This window comes from Rhodococcus sp. BP-332 (genome assembly GCF_019836065.1).
In the GTDB taxonomy this organism is placed as follows: Bacteria; Actinomycetota; Actinomycetes; order Mycobacteriales; family Mycobacteriaceae; genus Rhodococcoides.
The window spans coordinates 687,757-703,366 of sequence record NZ_JABUEC010000001.1 but is presented as its reverse complement, the minus strand read 5'-3'; the positions used below and the strand labels follow the sequence as shown (position 1 = coordinate 703,366).

Sequence of the window (15,610 nt, the reverse complement as noted above, 5' to 3'; positions counted from 1 at the left end):
TCGTGTCCGAATCGCTGGTCTACTTCTCGAGCGTCTCGGAGAACACCCACCGGTTCGTGGAGAAGCTCGAGATCCCCGCGACGCGCATCCCCGTTCGCTATCCCCGCGACGACGTGGAGATCGACCGTCCGTACGTCCTGATCCTCCCGACCTACGGCGGCGGCACCACCGCGCTGGGGCGCGACACGAGTTACGTCCCCAAGCCCGTCATCCGGTTCCTCAACAACGAGCACAACCGGTCCCTCATTCGCGCCGTCATCGCCGCGGGCAACACCAACTTCGGCGATTCGTACTGTTTCGCGGGGGACGTGGTCTCGGCAAAATGTCAGGTCCCGTTCCTCTATCGCTTCGAAGTCATGGGTACCCCGGAGGACGTGGAGCGGGTCCGCACCGGACTCGCCGAGTTCTGGGACCGGCTCGACGCGACCTGCACCATCTGATCGTCCGCACCAGTACCGCCCATCATCGATCTCAGGAGTACGCACATGGCACCGACCATCACCGACTCGTCTCCCGCCGTGTCGCGCCGTGACGACTCGGAGCTCGACTATCACGCTCTGAACGCGATGCTCAACCTGTACGGGCCGAACGGCGAGATCCAGTTCGAGAAGGACCGGGACGCCGCGCGGGCGTACTTCCTGCAGCACGTCAACCAGAACACGGTCTTCTTCCACAACCTCGACGAGAAGCTCGACTACCTGGTGGAGGAGAACTACTACGAGGCAGAGGTTCTCGACCAGTACTCGCGATCCTTCGTCAAGGGTCTGATCGAGCACGCCTACTCCAAGAAGTTCCGGTTCCCCACCTTCCTGGGTGCGTTCAAGTACTACACGTCCTACACACTCAAGACGTTCGACGGGAAGCGCTACCTGGAGCGCTTCGAGGATCGCGTGTGCATGGTCGCGCTGACGCTGGCCGCCGGCAACGAGACTCTCGCGACCGACCTGGTCGACGAGATCATCGCCGGCCGCTTCCAGCCGGCCACTCCCACGTTCCTCAACTCGGGCAAGAAGCAGCGCGGCGAGCCCGTCTCCTGCTTCCTCCTGCGCATCGAGGACAACATGGAGTCCATCGGTCGCTCCATCAACTCGGCACTGCAGCTGTCCAAGCGTGGTGGCGGAGTCGCGTTGCTGCTCAGCAACATTCGTGAATCCGGTGCGCCGATCAAGCGCATCGAGAACCAGTCTTCGGGCGTCATCCCCATCATGAAGCTGCTCGAGGACTCGTTCTCGTACGCCAACCAGCTCGGAGCGCGGCAGGGTGCCGGCGCGGTGTACCTGCACGCGCACCACCCGGACATCTACAAGTTCCTCGACACCAAGCGCGAGAACGCCGACGAGAAGATCCGCATCAAGACGCTGTCCCTCGGCATCGTCATCCCGGACATCACGTTCGAGCTGGCGAAGAAGAACGAGGACATGTACCTCTTCTCGCCGTACGACGTCGAGCGCATCTACGGCAAGCCCTTCGCCGACGTGAACGTCAGCGAGACGTACCACGAGATGGTCGACGACGCGCGCATCCGCAAGACGAAGATCAAGGCGCGCGAGTTCTTCCAGACCCTCGCCGAGCTGCAGTTCGAGTCGGGCTACCCCTACATCATGTTCGAGGACACGGTGAACCGGGCCAATCCCATCGAGGGCAAGATCACGCACTCGAACCTGTGCTCGGAGATCCTGCAGGTCTCGACGCCGTCCACGTTCAACGAGGATCTCTCGTACAGCCATGTGGGCAAGGACATCTCGTGCAACCTGGGTTCGCTGAACATCGCGAAGACCATGGACTCGCCCGACTTCGCGCAGACCATCGAGGTCGCCATCCGCGGCTTGACGGCCGTGTCGGACCAGACCCACATCTACTCGGTGCCGTCCATCGAGCAGGGCAACAACACCTCGCACGCCATCGGCCTCGGCCAGATGAACCTGCACGGCTACCTCGCTCGTGAGCGCATCCACTACGGCAGCGAGGAGGGTGTCGATTTCACCGACATCTACTTCTACACCGTGCTGTTCCATGCGCTGCGGGCCTCGAACCGTCTGGCGAAGGAGCGCGGCAGCTACTTCGGAGGCTTCCCGCAGTCCAAGTACGCGTCGGGCGAGTTCTTCGACAAGTACACCGAGCGCGCCTGGGAGCCCAAGACAGCGCGTGTCCGAGAGTTGTTCTCCCAGTCGGGAATCAGCATCCCGACGCAGGACGACTGGGTCGAGTTGAAGGCGTCGGTGCAGCAGCACGGCATCTACAACCAGAACCTGCAGGCCGTCCCGCCGACCGGCTCCATCTCGTACATCAACTACTCCACCAGTTCCATCCACCCGGTGGCGTCGAAGATCGAGATCCGCAAGGAAGGCAAGATCGGCCGCGTCTACTATCCGGCGCCGTACCTGACCAACGACAACCTGGAGTACTACCAGGACGCGTACGAAATCGGCTACGAGAAGATCATCGACACGTATGCGGCAGCGACGCAGCACGTCGACCAGGGCCTGTCCCTCACGCTGTTCTTCAAGGACACCGCGAGCACCCGCGACATCAACAAGGCGCAGATCTACGCGTGGCGCAAGGGAATCAAGACGCTGTACTACATCCGGCTGCGCCAGATGGCCCTCGAGGGGACCGAGGTCGAGGGTTGCGTCAGCTGCATGCTCTAGTGGGCTTCGCCCCCGTGCGCCTTGTGCGCATCTGACGATGCGCACAAGGCGCACGGACGGGTGTCGTACCGGTCGTGCACCATCCCCGCATGCGCATCCGGGGGGACGAACATGAATTGCATCGACTAGTGGACGACCAGTCAGGCCTGTTCACTCAATCGCAAGTGACGGGCCTCGGGTACAGCCGAGACAGAGTTCGGCGCCACGTCGAGTCGGGCCGCTGGGCGATCGTTCTTCGGGGCGTCTACGCCATCGCAGCAGGTCCGCTCGATCGGGAACAGACTTTGCGCGCCGCCCTGCTCTACGGCGGCCCGGACTCCTTGCTCAGTCACCGGAGCGCAGCGGAGGAGTGGGGTCTGCGGCGAGTCTCATCGGGTGCACGCGCCCATGTCACGGTTCCCTACGGCCGTTCGGCGCGGTGCCAGAGTCCCACCAGGGTTCGCTCCCGAGTGACGGCGACGGGACCGGTGGCCCGCGTCGGGTCAGTTCTACATCCCGGGGTCGTGGTGCATCGGTCCCGCGCTCATGCACACATCGTGCACGACGGGCCGCTACCGAGAACCCGTGCGGCCGACACGGCGATCGACCTTGCGACATCCGAATCGACTGCGCGCGAAGCGATGACGAGTCTGGTGTCCTCCGTGAGCAGTCGGATCGTGCGCCTCGACGACATCCGTGAGCGACTCGAGAAGCGTCGCCCCTACCGCTACCGTGTGGCCCTCGAACAGGCTGTGCGGTACATGTCCGACGGGGTGCAGTCCGTTCTCGAACTCGCGTACGCACTCGAGGTCGAGCAGGCGCATGGATTTCCCGTCGGTGCACGTCAGAGCCCTGTTCGCGTCGACGGGCGGACATTGTTCGAGGATGTCGACTATTCGAACGTCGGCGTCGACCTGATCGTTCGCCTGGACGGCCGTCGGTTCCACGCGATGCCCGGCGTGGCCTTCCGCGACCGTCGACGCGACAACGCCGCGGAACTCGCCGGCCGCCCGCGTCTGGTCTTCGGGTACGACGAGGTGGTCGACGATCCCTGCGGTGTCGCACGTGAGGTGACGACCGTCCTCCGTCGTGAGGGGTGGGTAGGCGAGTGGTCGGGCTGCGCCCGTTGTGAGCCTCGTGCGCATCTCTGAACGCGCATGAGGCGCACGGGTCGGAGACACACGGTGTTGTGTTGGCCCCCGGGGCATGCCACAACGGGTAGTGTTGCCGTCAGTGACAATTCGCGGCCACGGCCGCATTTCTCGCAGTCCCCGGCGCACCGCAGGTGCAGCCGTGAAGCAGAGTCATCGATCAGCAGGTAGGTACCCATGGTGAAGCTCATCGATCGCGTCTCCGCGATCAACTGGAACCGCGTCGTCGACGACAAGGATTCCGAGGTCTGGGATCGGCTCACCAGCAACTTCTGGCTGCCCGAGAAGGTGCCGATCTCGAACGACATCCCGTCCTGGGACACGCTGACGGACCACGAGAAGCAGCTCACCATGCGCGTCTTCACGGGTCTGACGCTGCTCGACACGATTCAGGGCACCGTCGGCGCCGTGTCGCTCATCCCGGACGCCATCACTCCGCACGAGGAGGCGGTGTACACCAACATCTCGTTCATGGAGTCGGTGCACGCCAAGTCCTACTCGTCGATCTTCTCGACGCTGTGCTCCACGCGCGACATCGACGATGCGTTCCGCTGGTCGGAGGAGAACCCGAATCTCCAGCGCAAGGCGTCCATCGTCATGGACTACTACAAGGGCGACGACCCGCTGAAGCGCAAGGTCGCCTCGACCCTGCTCGAGTCGTTCCTTTTCTACTCGGGCTTCTACCTGCCGATGTACTGGTCCTCGCGGGCCAAGCTCACCAACACTGCCGACCTCGTGCGCCTGATCATCCGCGACGAGGCCGTGCACGGGTACTACATCGGCTACAAGTACCAGCGCGGACTCGAGACCCGCTCGCCCGCCGAGCGCGAGGAGCTGAAGAACTACACGTTCGATCTGCTCTTCGAGCTGTACGAGAACGAGACCGAGTACACGCAGGACCTCTACGACGAGGTCGGTCTGACCGAGGACGTCAAGAAGTTCCTGCGCTACAACGCGAACAAGGCGCTCATGAACCTCGGCTACGAAGGCCTGTTCCCGAAGGACGAGTGCGACGTCAACCCGGCCATCCTGTCGGCGCTCTCACCCAACGCCGACGAGAACCACGACTTCTTCTCGGGTTCGGGAAGCTCGTACGTCATCGGCAAGGCAGTCAACACCGAGGACGACGACTGGGACTTCTGACCCACCTCACCTCGGGGCACCGTCCGCTTTGCGGGTGGTGCCCTGAGTCATGTCTGGTGAGCACGTCTCGAGTGCGAGGTGCTCCGGTTCCCGCAACCCGCTTCGGTTGTAGCAGGAGCGGGTTGCGGAAACCGGAGCACGTGCGCCGTTGCGCCCTCCTGCAACGGTTGTAGCCACCTTCACCGGTTGTGACCGGTGAAGGTGGCCGAAATCGGTGAGGGTGTGCGGGCGCGCCGGACACTGAGCAGCGGTGCACACAGGACGCGGCAGGACGGCACGGTCCGGCGCCACCTACCGCCGGAACCAGGCCTCCGGGCCGTGGTCCAGCGCCTTCGCGATGCGGAGAGTCGAGGTGTCGGTGATGTCCGCGGGCAGCGCATCGCGCGCGAACCACTGCACGTCGAGGTTCTCGTCGTCCGCGACCCGCGCCTCGCCGGCGACGTACCGGGCGAGGAAGCAGACGTCGAGGTACTGGGTGCGGTCGCCGTTCGGGTAGACGATGGGCTCGGTGACGTCGACACTCGTCAACCGCACGAGCTCGGCCGTCACGCCCGTCTCCTCCAGGATCTCCCGGAGGGCGGCCGGTCCGGGTTCCTCGCCGGGCTCGAGGACGCCGGACACCACGGCCCAGAGCTCGTTGTCCTTGCGACGCGTCAGCAGCAGCCGATCGTCGGCGTCGAGCACGACGGCACTGACACCGGAGAGCCAGAGCGGATCGTGACCGATCTTGGCGCGCAGGGTGGTGATGAACTCGGGTATCGGCACTCCCGGAACGCTACCGCCGACGCGTCAGACGTAGCCGTTCAGCGTGTTGGACACGTCGGTGAGGACCGCGCCCGCAGCCACGAGGCCCTCGCCCGACCACACCGTGTCGTCGACGCTGAACACGCGACTGTCCGTCGCGGCGCCGAGGTCCTTCCACGCGTCCGAGTCCATGACCTCGGTGCCGCGTTCCAGCCCCGCCTGTCCGTCGAACATGACGTAGATCAGGTCGCCCTCCGCGTCGGACAGATCGTCCTGCGGGAGTGCGCGGGTCTCGCCGAGCTGAGGCCCCGGTCGTCGCACGCCCGCCTGCGCGAGTACCTGCCCCGCGAAGCTGTCGTCGCCGAGCAGCTGTGCGCCGTCGGCGCCGAAGCTTATGAGAGACGCCTCGGTGATGCGGGAGTTCTGCTCGCGGCCCACGGTCTCGGCGCGTGCGCGGTACTGCTCCGTCGCACGGGTGGCGGCGTCACGTCGTCCCATCGCCGCGGCCGCGAGCGTGGACCGTTCGAGCCACGACGACGACGCGCGCGTGAGAACGGTCGGGGCGATGCCGTCGAGTTGCGCGGTGACGGCGGGGTCGAGGGCGTCGCCGCCGATGATGACGTCCGGAGCCAGTGCTCGGATCGCGTCGACGTCGGGGGAGCCCTCGGGTCCGACGCCGGCGATCTCGGCGATGCCGGTGCCGAGGTAGTCCGGGCGCAGCAGGCCGGACGGGGGAGCGGTGGGAGCGAGCGGCGCCGTGGGTGCGCCGACGACGCGCTCCCAGGTGCCGACGGCGCACGACGCGTCGAGTGCCGTCATGGTGAGAACCACGACACGTTGCGGATCGGCGGGCACCGTGGTCGCACGGCCGCTGCCGACGACGAGCCGGGTGTCACCTTGCTGACCGACCGAGTCGACCGGCTGCGGGAGCGCGCACAGGCCGGCGGTGTCACGTTCGATGCCGACGACGCCGGCTCCGGCCACGTTCGTGGTGGTCCGCACAATGGTGGAGGCGTCGTCACTCGAGGTGTCGCCGCAGGCAGAGAGGGCGAGCATCGCGGGAATCGTCGCGAGGGCGACGACCGATCGAGCGTGACGACGAGAGCGATCCGACATGGCCGAGACCTTACGGGCAGTCCGGAAGCCGGTCGCTCGGCGAGTGGCGGGCAGGCCGTGCTCCGGTCGTGGAGGCCTTCGGAAGAGGGCCTCCCGCGGGCCGGAAAATGCGACACCCGGGTGGAAGTACGACACTTCGTAGGACCCGTGCCGCAGTTCGTGTGTCATGGGGTTACGATCCATAGAGCGCACGAATTTCATGCGTCCACCTCGGGCACGGGGAGACGCGCTTTCAGGAGGATCAGTGACTGCCCTAGCGCCCCAGCCAGTCCCCGAGCTGACGGCTTCACGGCCGTACCCGCCCCGTATGGGGCCCAAGGGATCGTTCATCCACAAGATGGTGACGACCACCGATCCGAAGACGCTCGGGATCATGTACATGGTCACGTCGTTCGGCTTCTTCTTGTTCGGTGGCGTCCTCGCACTGCTCATGCGTGCGGAGCTCGCCCTCCCGGGCATGCAGTTCCTGTCGAACGAGCAGTACAACCAGCTCTTCACCATGCACGGCACGATCATGTTGCTGCTGTACGCGACGCCCATCGTGTTCGCGTTCGCCAACTACATCCTCCCGCTGCAGATCGGTGCGCCCGACGTGGCGTTCCCACGTCTGAACGCGTTCAGCTACTGGCTGTACCTGTTCGGCGCACTCATCGCCTCGGCGGGCTTCATCACCCCCGGGGGCGCTGCAGACTTCGGCTGGACGGCCTACACGCCGCTCACCGACGCCGTGCACTCGCCGGGCGTGGGCGCGGACTTCTGGATCATGGGCCTCGCGCTCTCGGGCCTCGGCACCATCCTCGGTGGCGTGAACATGATCACGACGGTCATCTGCCTGCGTGCCCCGGGCATGACCATGTTCCGGATGCCCATCTTCACCTGGAACATCTTCGTGACGATGATCCTCGTGCTGCTCGCCTTCCCGCTGCTCACCGCGGCACTGCTGGGACTGGCGGCCGACCGACACCTGGGTGCGCACCTGTTCGATCCGGCCACGGGCGGTGTGTTGCTGTGGCAGCACCTGTTCTGGTTCTTCGGTCACCCCGAGGTGTACATCATCGCGCTGCCGTTCTTCGGCATCGTGTCGGAGATCTTCCCGGTCTTCTCCCGTAAGCCGCTGTTCGGTTACACGGGCCTGATCTACGCCACCATCGCCATCGCGGCGCTGTCCATCGCCGTGTGGGCCCACCACATGTACGCGACCGGTGCGGTGCTGCTGCCGTTCTTCTCCTTCATGACGTTCCTCATCGCCGTCCCGACGGGTGTGAAGTTCTTCAACTGGATCGGCACGATGTGGAAGGGCCAGCTGACGTTCGAGACGCCGATGCTGTTCTCGGTCGGCTTCCTGGTCACGTTCCTCTTCGGTGGTCTGTCCGGTGTGCTGCTCGCCAGCCCGCCCATCGACTTCCACGTCACCGACTCCTACTTCGTGGTGGCGCACTTCCACTACGTGCTGTTCGGCACGATCGTGTTCGCGACCTACGCCGGTATCTACTTCTGGTTCCCGAAGATGACGGGCCGGATGATGGACGAGGCTCTCGGCAAGTGGCACTTCTGGGCCACCTTCGTCGGCTTCCACGCCACGTTCCTGGTGCAGCACTGGCTCGGCGCCGAGGGATTCCCGCGTCGCTACGCGGACTACCTCCCGTCCGACGGCTTCACGGTGCTCAACTCGATCTCGACGGTCGGTGCCTTCGTCCTCGGCGCCTCGACGTTGCCGTTCCTCTGGAACGTCTTCAAGAGCTACCGCTACGGCGAGGTCGTCACGGTCGACGATCCGTGGGGCTACGGCAACTCCCTGGAGTGGGCGACCAGCTGCCCGCCGCCGCGCCACAACTTCGTGGAGCTCCCGCGTATCCGCTCCGAGCGCCCCGCGTTCGAGCTGCACTACCCGCACATGGTCGAACGCATGCGAGACGAAGCGCATGTGGGACCGGGCCACGGTGGAGGCAAGACCACCGAGGTGCTCGAGCAGGCACGCCGCGCGCCGATCGCGACCAGCGATCACGAAGGTTCGGGCGACCGCGACAAGTAGTCCTCTCGTTCCACGACCGTTCCAGCGACGAGCCCCTCTCCTCACGGTGAGGGGCTTTTCGTGTGACAAGGAGATACCTCGATGGTGGAGACACCACCCCCGCCGACGTCCGTGCTCGTGACGGTCACCGGCGGTGACAAGCCCGGTGTCACATCCGTGCTCTTCGCCTCGCTGGCGCGACACGACGTCAGCGTCGTGGACGTGGAGCAGGTGGTCATTCGCGGTCGCCTGACGCTCGGTGTCCTGGGCAGTTGCCCCGGGGACGTCGAGAGTTTGCAGGAGCACCTCGAGGAGGCCATGGGCACGGTGGGTGTCCACGTCGACGTCGAGGTCGGGGGAGCGCACGGTCGTTCGCCCCTCTCCACCCACGTCGTCGTCGTGTTGGGACGGCCCGTCACCGCGCGAGCCATCAGCGTGCTGTCGAGCGAACTCGCGCGACAGGGCGCCAACATCGACTCGATCCGCGGTATCGCCGACTACCCGGTGACGGGACTCGAGCTGTTGGTCTCGGCCCGTCCGCAGGAGGAGGGCGGGCTGTCGAGCGACGAGGCCGACGAGGCGTTGCGGTCGGCGCTCGCGACCGTGGCTGCCGGAGTCGGTATCGACGTCGCCGTCGAACGGTCCGGACTGGCTCGTCGAGCGAAGCGCCTCATCGTGTTCGACGTCGACTCGACGCTGGTGCAGGGCGAGGTCATCGAGATGCTCGCGGCGCGGGCCGGAGTCGAGGACGAGGTCCGAGCCGTCACCGAGGCGGCCATGCGAGGCGAGATCGACTTCGCGGAGTCACTGCACCGTCGAGTCGCGACCCTGGCCGGGTTGGACGCGTCGGTCATCGACGACGTCGCCGAGGATCTCGAGCTCACGCCGGGCGCGCGCACCACCATTCGGACGTTGCGACGACTCGGCTATCACTGCGGCGTGGTGTCGGGCGGTTTCCGGCAGGTGATCGAGGGCTTGGCGCACGAGCTCGAACTGGACTTCGTGAAGGCGAACACCCTGGAGATCGTCGACGGCAAGCTCACCGGCCGCGTGATCGGCGATGTCGTCGATCGCGCGGCGAAGGCGGTGGCGCTGCGCCAGTTCGCCTCACAGGTCGGTGTGCCGATGGAGCAGACGGTGGCAGTCGGCGACGGTGCCAACGACATCGACATGCTCACCGCGGCGGGTCTCGGCATCGCCTTCAACGCGAAGCCGGCGCTGCGCGAGGTCGCGGACGCGGCGCTGTCCTATCCGTTCCTCGACGCGCTGCTCTTCGTCCTCGGTGTCACCCGCAGTGAGATCGAGGCCGCCGACTCCCTCGACGGCGGGGTTCGCCGCATCCCCATCCCGTGATCGACGAGGGTCCCCTGGAGGACGTCCGGCCGTCCACCCTCGAGGAGCGCCACGCGGTGCTGGTGGCCGGGACGAGTGCGGCCGGTTCCTACGGCTCGCGAGTCGATCCGCCCGATCCTGCCGACGTGCGCGCGATGCCGCTGGTGCTCCACATCCCCAAGGTCGATCCGCCGGCCCGGTCCGACCTGCTGGCCGCGGCGGCGTCCGCGACGCTGCAGGTGTGCCTGGACGAGCGCATCGCCCCGGGCGGTCCCTGGCACGAGGAGTACACGGCGTGGCTGGGTGCGCGGATCCGCAAGGTGTCCCGTCGCGCGCGGGGCGCGCAGTGGACGGCGGCGCAGGAGGTGGACGGCGTGACCGTCGACGCGGGCGGGGCGTCGGCTCGGGCCTACGTGCCGTGCCGTGTGGGTGATCTGGACTCGAGGCTGCGCAAGCTCCAGGTGGGAGGCACCGACCTGCCGGCCGACGACCCGGGACCGCACGCCGAGGGTGCCGTGCGGCTCTGGGTGGACGCGGAGCTCGAGATGACCGTCGGCAAGACCGCCGCCCAGGTGGGACACGCCGTGATGCTCGCCGCCGGTGCCATGACGATCGAGGACGTCCGGTCTTGGCAGGACGCGCAGTGGGCCGTCAGCGTCCGTGATGCCGATGCCGAGACCTGGTCTCGCCTCGTGGCCGAGTGCGAGCGCGGCACCGCCGTCGGCGTGCGGGACGCGGGCTACACGGAGGTCGCCCCCGGGTCGATGACCGTGATCGCCGAGCTGGACGTCCCGCGCACCGCCTGAGTCAGGACGGGATCGTCGAGATGTAGACGAGCACGATCGGACCGGCCACTCGGACGGTGCTTCCCGCGGTGACGGGCGACGCGTCCACCGGTCGACCGTCGGGTGTCGCGGAGTCGAAGACGGGAACGTAACCGGGTGCCTCGTCCGGCCCGTGTCGACGGTGATCGGGGAGGACGATGTTCGCATCGCCTCCCGAGTGCACCACCAGCAGAGCCGAATCGAAGGTCTCCGCCTCGACCCCTGCGTGTCGGAGCGCGGGGATGCGCACGTCGGATCCGTCGACCCAGGCCTGCAGGGTCCGGGCGTGATCGTCGTTCCACCGATCGCCGACGATCTCGGCCCCGTCGTGGTCGAACCACACGAGATCCGGTTCGCCGCAAAGTGTGTCACGACCGGCGAAGAACTCCTGTTGGCGCAGAACGGGTGCCGATCGACGCAGCCGCAGTGCTCGTCCCAGAGTCGCCGTCAGGGCGTCGTCCCGTCTCGACCAGTCGATCGCGTGCGCATCCGCGGCCGATGTTTCCTGCGGCACGCAGTAGGCATTGTTGTTGCCGTGCTGCGTGTGTCCCAGTTCGTCGCCGGCCAGGAACATCGGTGTCCCGGTGGACAGGGCCAGGGTCGACAGCAGCGCACGCACGTGTCGATCGCGCGCCGCGAGCACGGCGGGGTCCTCGGTCTCGCCCTCGACGCCGTGATTCACCGAGAGGTTGTTGTCGGTGCCGTCGCGGTTGGACTCGCCATTGGCCTCGTTGTGCTTGGCGTTGTAGGACACCAGGTCTCGCGCGGTGAAGCCGTCGTGAGCGGTGACGAAGTTGACGGACGCCCACGGCCTGCGTCCGGTCGGCGCGAACAGATCCTCGGATCCCGCGAGGCGTGACGCCAGCTCACGCACACCGCCGTGCCCGGCGAAGAAGCGGCGCAGCGTGTCTCGGTAGCGGTCGTTCCACTCGCTCCACACGCCGCCGAACCCGCCGACCTGGTACCCGGGCCCGGTCGCGTCCCACGGCTCGGCGATCAGCTTGGCACGGCACAGGATCGGGTCGGCGGCGATGGCGCTCAACATCGGGGCGTGCGGATCGAAGCGCCATCCGCCCGGCCTGCCCAGAGTGCTGGCGAGATCGAAGCGGAAGCCGTCGACCCCCAGTTCGGTGACCCAGTACCGCAACGAGTCGCAGACCATCCGGACGACCGCCGGGGACGCGGCGTCGACGGTGTTGCCGCATCCCGTCAGATCGATGTCGTGACCGCGGGCGTCCAGCAGGTAGTACCCGCGCGCGTCCAGGCCGCGCCACGAGAGGGAGGGGCCGTCGACACCGCCCTCGCAGGTGTGGTTGTAGACGACGTCGAGGATCACCTCGATACCCGCCTCGTGCAGCGTGTCCACCATCGTGCGGAACTCGGTGACCTCGGCGCCGGGGACCGAGGCGTAGGACGGTTCGACGGCGAAGTACGAGCCGGTGCTGTAGCCCCAGTGGTTGCGCATCCCTCGGGCGCGCACACCGGGTTCGGTGAGGCACGCGTGCACCGGAAGCAGTTCCACCGCCGTCACACCCAGCGTACGCAGGTGCTCGAGCACCGCAGGGTGAACGAGTCCGAGGTAGGTGCCGCGCAGATTCTCGGGGACGTCCGGATGGGCACCGGTGAACGACCCGACGTGCACCTCGTACACGACGGTGCGGTCCCAGTCGGTCTCGAGTCGCGGTGCGTCCGAGGCCGGCAGGGGAGCGGTGACCACCGCGAGGGGAGCGTGTCCCAGCGAGTCGACCGTCGACTGCGGCCCGAACGGGTCGTCGCGATACGGCAGGAGGGCTCGCGCGTCGCCGAGGCTGCCGACGATGCGCCGTGCGTAGGGGTCGAGAAGGATCTTGTGCGGATCGAACCGGTGACCGGCCTCGGGATTCCACGGTCCGGAGACGCGGTAGCCGTAGACGGATCCGACGCCGGCCTCGGCGACCACACCGTGCCAGATGCCGTACGTGCGCTGGGTGAGGAGGTGACGCGACTCCCGTGAGTCGGGGCCTGACCCGTCCACCAGACACACCTCGACGGCGTGCGCGTCGGGTGCGTGCACGGCGAAGCAGACGCCGCCCTCCACGGGGTGGGCGCCCAGCGGGAAGGGCGTGCCCGACGCGGCGGCGGACTTCGGTGAGTTCTGTTCGTGCGACACGCGTGCTGATCCTGCCGTGGATGCACCCCGCGCGTGCGGGAAGATGGAAGGCGTGTCCTCTCCTGACCCAGACCTGCTCGTCGAACTCGCCGATGTCTCCGTCGTCCGCGGAGGGACGACCCTCGTCGGCCCCGTCTCCTGGAACGTGGAGCTGGACGAGCGGTGGGTGGTCCTCGGACCGAACGGTGCGGGCAAGACCACGCTGCTGCGCGTCGCCGCGGCGGAGATCTACCCGACCTCCGGCACCGCGCACGTGCTCGGCGAGACACTCGGGCACGTCGACATCTCGGAACTCAAGCCGCGCATCGGCCTGTCGTCCTCTGCTCTCGCCGGACGCATCCCGTCCGACGAGGTGGTGGCCGATCTGGTCGTGTCGGCGGGGTACGCGGTGCTCGGTCGCTGGCGTGAGAAGTACGACGAGGTGGACGACGAGCGTGCGGTCGACATGCTCGAGACGGCCGGTATCGAGCATCTCGCTCGCCGGACCTTCGGGACGCTGTCCGAGGGCGAACGCAAGCGAGTCCTGATCGCCCGCGCTCTGATGACGGACCCCGAGTTGCTGCTGCTCGACGAGCCGGCCGCGGGTCTCGACCTCGGAGGCCGCGAGGATCTCGTCGCCATCCTCACCGACCTCGCACTCGACCCCGACGCCCCCGCGACGGTGCTGATCACGCACCACGTGGAGGAGATCCCACCGGGCTTCACCCACGCGATGCTGCTCAAGGAGGGCGGAGTCGTGGCGCAGGGTCTCATCGACGACGTCATCACGGAGGAGAACCTGTCCACCGCGTTCAGTCAGGCCATCGCCCTCGAGCGCACCGACGGGCGCTTCTTCGCGCGGCGCAAGCGGTCGCGGTCGTCCCATCGGCGAGCGCGGTGACCGAACCGGTCGCGCTGCGGGACGCCTCCACCGTCATCCTGCTGCGCGATGCGCCGGCAGGGCTCGAGGTCTTCCTGCAGCGGCGAGTCGGACGGATGGCGTTCGCCGCCGGCATGACGGTCTTCCCGGGCGGCGGTGTGGATCCGACCGATCGCACGCCCGCGGACGGGGAGGACCGGTGGGCCGGCCCGTCACCCGCGTGGTGGGCGGCACGGTTCGGCACCGACGACGACGCCGCGGCGCGGGCCCTGGTGCTCGCCGCGGTGCGCGAGACCTTCGAGGAGTGCGGTGTCCTGTTCGCCGGGCCCGACGCGCACACCGTCGTCGCGGACACGTCCGATCACGCCGACCGGCGTCGTGCCGTCGAGAAGCATGAGATCTCTTTCGGTGAGTTCCTGGCCGAGACCCGACTGGTGGTGCGCTCCGATCTGCTGCGCCCGCACGCCCGTTGGATCACGCCCGAGGGCGAGACGACCCGTCGGTACGACACCCGCTTCTTCGTCGCGGCGCTCCCGTCCGGGCAACGTCCCGACGGCGAGACGTCCGAGGCCGTCGACGCCGCGTGGGTGCGGCCCGCGGATGCCCTCGACGAGTTCCGTCGCGGCGACCGCATGCTGATGCCGCCCACCTGGGCGTGCCTGCGGCATCTCGCCGGTCACGGGTCGGTGGCCGAGGCCATGGCCGCAGAGGCCGATCTGGCGCCGGTGCAGCCCGTCATCAGCGGATTGGGTGGATCCGTGCGGGTGAACTTCGACGGCGCCGACGAGTATCGCGCCGACCTCCCCCCACGCGCCGAGCGGACGTCGAACGGCTAGCGTGCTGGCCATGGCTGAATTCGTGACTCTCGACGTGACCGACGGCATCGGCACCATCCGGCTCTCCCGGCCGCCGATGAACGCTCTGAACCGCCAGGTGCAGGGTGAGCTCCTCGAGGTCTCGCGGGCCGCCGCCGAGGATCCGGACGTCAAGGCGGTCATCGTGTACGGCGGTGAGAAGGTGTTCGCCGCCGGCGCGGACATCAAGGAGATGGCGGAGATGTCCGCGGGCCAGATGACCGACGCGATCGGTGCTCTGCAGGCCGGTCTCGGAGCGATCGCGTCCATCCCGAAGCCCACCGTCGCCGCCATCACCGGATACGCCCTCGGCGGCGGTCTGGAGGTCGCCCTCGGTGCCGATCGCCGCATCGCGGGCGACAACGCGAAGCTCGGCGTCCCCGAGGTGCTGCTCGGCGTCATTCCCGGCGGTGGCGGCACCCAGCGACTCGCCCGGCTGATCGGCCCGAGCCGCGCGAAGGACATGGTGTTCACCGGCCGTTTCGTCGGGGCCGAGGAGGCGCTCGCCGTCGGTCTCGTGGACGAGGTGGTGGCCCCCGATGCCGTGTACGAGGCAGCGCGCACGTGGGCCGGTCAGTTCGTCCGCGGTGCCTCGCGCGCCCTCGCCGCAGCCAAGGCGGCCATCGACGAAGGTCTGGACACCGACCTCGCGACTGGCCTGAAGATCGAGGCGCACGTCTTCGCCTCGCTGTTCGGTACCGAGGACCGCGCGATCGGCATGGCGTCGTTCCTCGAGAACGGCCCGGGCAAGGCCGACTTCACCGGCAACTAGCCTCCCGCGCTCGTTCAGATAGGGTTCC

13 protein-coding genes are annotated in these 15,610 nt (G+C 67.5%); 10 read left to right on the top strand and 3 right to left on the bottom strand.

Features of this window, described 5'->3' with window-relative positions; all coding sequences use genetic code 11:
* Positions 1-2 precede the first annotated feature (2 nt).
* From nrdI to nrdF, 4 genes are all read left to right on the top strand, one after another.
* On the top strand, positions 3-440 hold the full coding sequence (gene nrdI / locus HQ314_RS03250; RefSeq protein ID WP_222649252.1) for a class Ib ribonucleoside-diphosphate reductase assembly flavoprotein NrdI: 438 nt from the start codon (positions 3-5) through the stop codon (positions 438-440).
* 45 nt (positions 441-485) lie between these two features.
* Positions 486-2,648 (top strand): class 1b ribonucleoside-diphosphate reductase subunit alpha, encoded by a 2,163-nt coding sequence (nrdE, locus tag HQ314_RS03245; RefSeq protein ID WP_027507046.1) that lies wholly within the window; start codon positions 486-488, stop codon positions 2,646-2,648.
* An 89-nt stretch (positions 2,649-2,737) separates the two neighbouring features.
* Positions 2,738-3,778: a type IV toxin-antitoxin system AbiEi family antitoxin domain-containing protein gene (locus HQ314_RS03240; RefSeq protein WP_222637771.1), complete on the top strand. Its 1,041-nt coding sequence runs from the start codon at positions 2,738-2,740 to the stop codon at positions 3,776-3,778.
* A gap of 177 nt (positions 3,779-3,955) precedes the next feature.
* The gene (nrdF, locus tag HQ314_RS03235) at positions 3,956-4,921 is read left to right on the top strand and encodes a class 1b ribonucleoside-diphosphate reductase subunit beta (RefSeq protein WP_056445506.1); all 966 of its coding nucleotides are present in this window, start codon (positions 3,956-3,958) and stop codon (positions 4,919-4,921) included.
* 291 nt (positions 4,922-5,212) lie between these two features.
* On the opposite strand, the gene HQ314_RS03230 is transcribed toward nrdF, so the two are convergent.
* Positions 5,213-5,686: an NUDIX domain-containing protein gene (locus HQ314_RS03230; protein WP_027507044.1), complete on the bottom strand. Its 474-nt coding sequence runs from the start codon at positions 5,684-5,686 to the stop codon at positions 5,213-5,215.
* Between the two features lie 24 nt (positions 5,687-5,710).
* Positions 5,711-6,781 (bottom strand): ABC transporter substrate-binding protein, encoded by a 1,071-nt coding sequence (locus HQ314_RS03225; protein ID WP_222649251.1) that lies wholly within the window; start codon positions 6,779-6,781, stop codon positions 5,711-5,713.
* 244 nt (positions 6,782-7,025) lie between these two features.
* On the opposite strand from HQ314_RS03225, the gene ctaD reads away from it, so the two are divergent.
* From ctaD to HQ314_RS03210, 3 genes are all read left to right on the top strand, one after another.
* Positions 7,026-8,813, top strand: a complete 1,788-nt coding sequence (ctaD, locus tag HQ314_RS03220) for a cytochrome c oxidase subunit I (RefSeq protein WP_027507042.1) — start codon at positions 7,026-7,028, stop codon at positions 8,811-8,813.
* A gap of 81 nt (positions 8,814-8,894) precedes the next feature.
* Positions 8,895-10,145 carry a phosphoserine phosphatase SerB gene (gene serB, locus HQ314_RS03215; protein ID WP_027507041.1) on the top strand — a complete coding sequence of 417 codons (1,251 nt, stop codon included), beginning with the start codon at positions 8,895-8,897 and terminating at the stop codon, positions 10,143-10,145.
* The gene (locus tag HQ314_RS03210) at positions 10,142-10,930 is read left to right on the top strand and encodes an aminoacyl-tRNA hydrolase (RefSeq protein WP_374197808.1); all 789 of its coding nucleotides are present in this window, start codon (positions 10,142-10,144) and stop codon (positions 10,928-10,930) included. Before serB ends, HQ314_RS03210 begins: the two co-directional genes overlap by 4 nt.
* A 1-nt stretch (position 10,931) precedes the next feature.
* On the opposite strand, the gene glgX is transcribed toward HQ314_RS03210, so the two are convergent.
* Positions 10,932-13,097, bottom strand: a complete 2,166-nt coding sequence (gene glgX / locus HQ314_RS03205) for a glycogen debranching protein GlgX (protein ID WP_222649250.1) — start codon at positions 13,095-13,097, stop codon at positions 10,932-10,934.
* A gap of 43 nt (positions 13,098-13,140) precedes the next feature.
* On the opposite strand from glgX, the gene HQ314_RS03200 reads away from it, so the two are divergent.
* From HQ314_RS03200 to HQ314_RS03190, 3 genes are read left to right on the top strand one after another with little or no spacing between them, the layout of a single operon-like run.
* Entirely contained in the window at positions 13,141-13,977 is an 837-nt protein-coding gene (locus HQ314_RS03200) for an ABC transporter ATP-binding protein (protein ID WP_027507055.1), read from the top strand.
* Positions 13,974-14,792, top strand: coding sequence for an NUDIX hydrolase (locus HQ314_RS03195; protein WP_222649249.1), 819 nt, complete (start codon positions 13,974-13,976; stop codon positions 14,790-14,792). Before HQ314_RS03200 ends, HQ314_RS03195 begins: the two co-directional genes overlap by 4 nt.
* 10 nt (positions 14,793-14,802) lie before the next feature.
* Positions 14,803-15,582, top strand: a complete 780-nt coding sequence (locus tag HQ314_RS03190) for an enoyl-CoA hydratase/isomerase family protein (RefSeq protein ID WP_056446209.1) — start codon at positions 14,803-14,805, stop codon at positions 15,580-15,582.
* The last annotated feature ends 28 nt before the right edge of the window (positions 15,583-15,610 follow it).

Excerpts from the sequence above, each read along its gene's own strand:
- nrdE (WP_027507046.1), top strand. The coding sequence starts at position 486 with ATGGCACCGACCATCACCGACTCGTCTCCCGCCGTGTCGCGCCGTGAC.
- HQ314_RS03240 (WP_222637771.1), top strand. The coding sequence starts at position 2,738 with ATGCGCATCCGGGGGGACGAACATGAATTGCATCGACTAGTGGACGAC.
- nrdF (WP_056445506.1), top strand. The coding sequence starts at position 3,956 with ATGGTGAAGCTCATCGATCGCGTCTCCGCGATCAACTGGAACCGCGTC.
- HQ314_RS03225 (WP_222649251.1), bottom strand. The coding sequence starts at position 6,781 with ATGTCGGATCGCTCTCGTCGTCACGCTCGATCGGTCGTCGCCCTCGCG.
- serB (WP_027507041.1), top strand. The coding sequence starts at position 8,895 with ATGGTGGAGACACCACCCCCGCCGACGTCCGTGCTCGTGACGGTCACC.
- HQ314_RS03200 (WP_027507055.1), top strand. The coding sequence starts at position 13,141 with ATGGAAGGCGTGTCCTCTCCTGACCCAGACCTGCTCGTCGAACTCGCC.
- HQ314_RS03190 (WP_056446209.1), top strand. The coding sequence starts at position 14,803 with ATGGCTGAATTCGTGACTCTCGACGTGACCGACGGCATCGGCACCATC.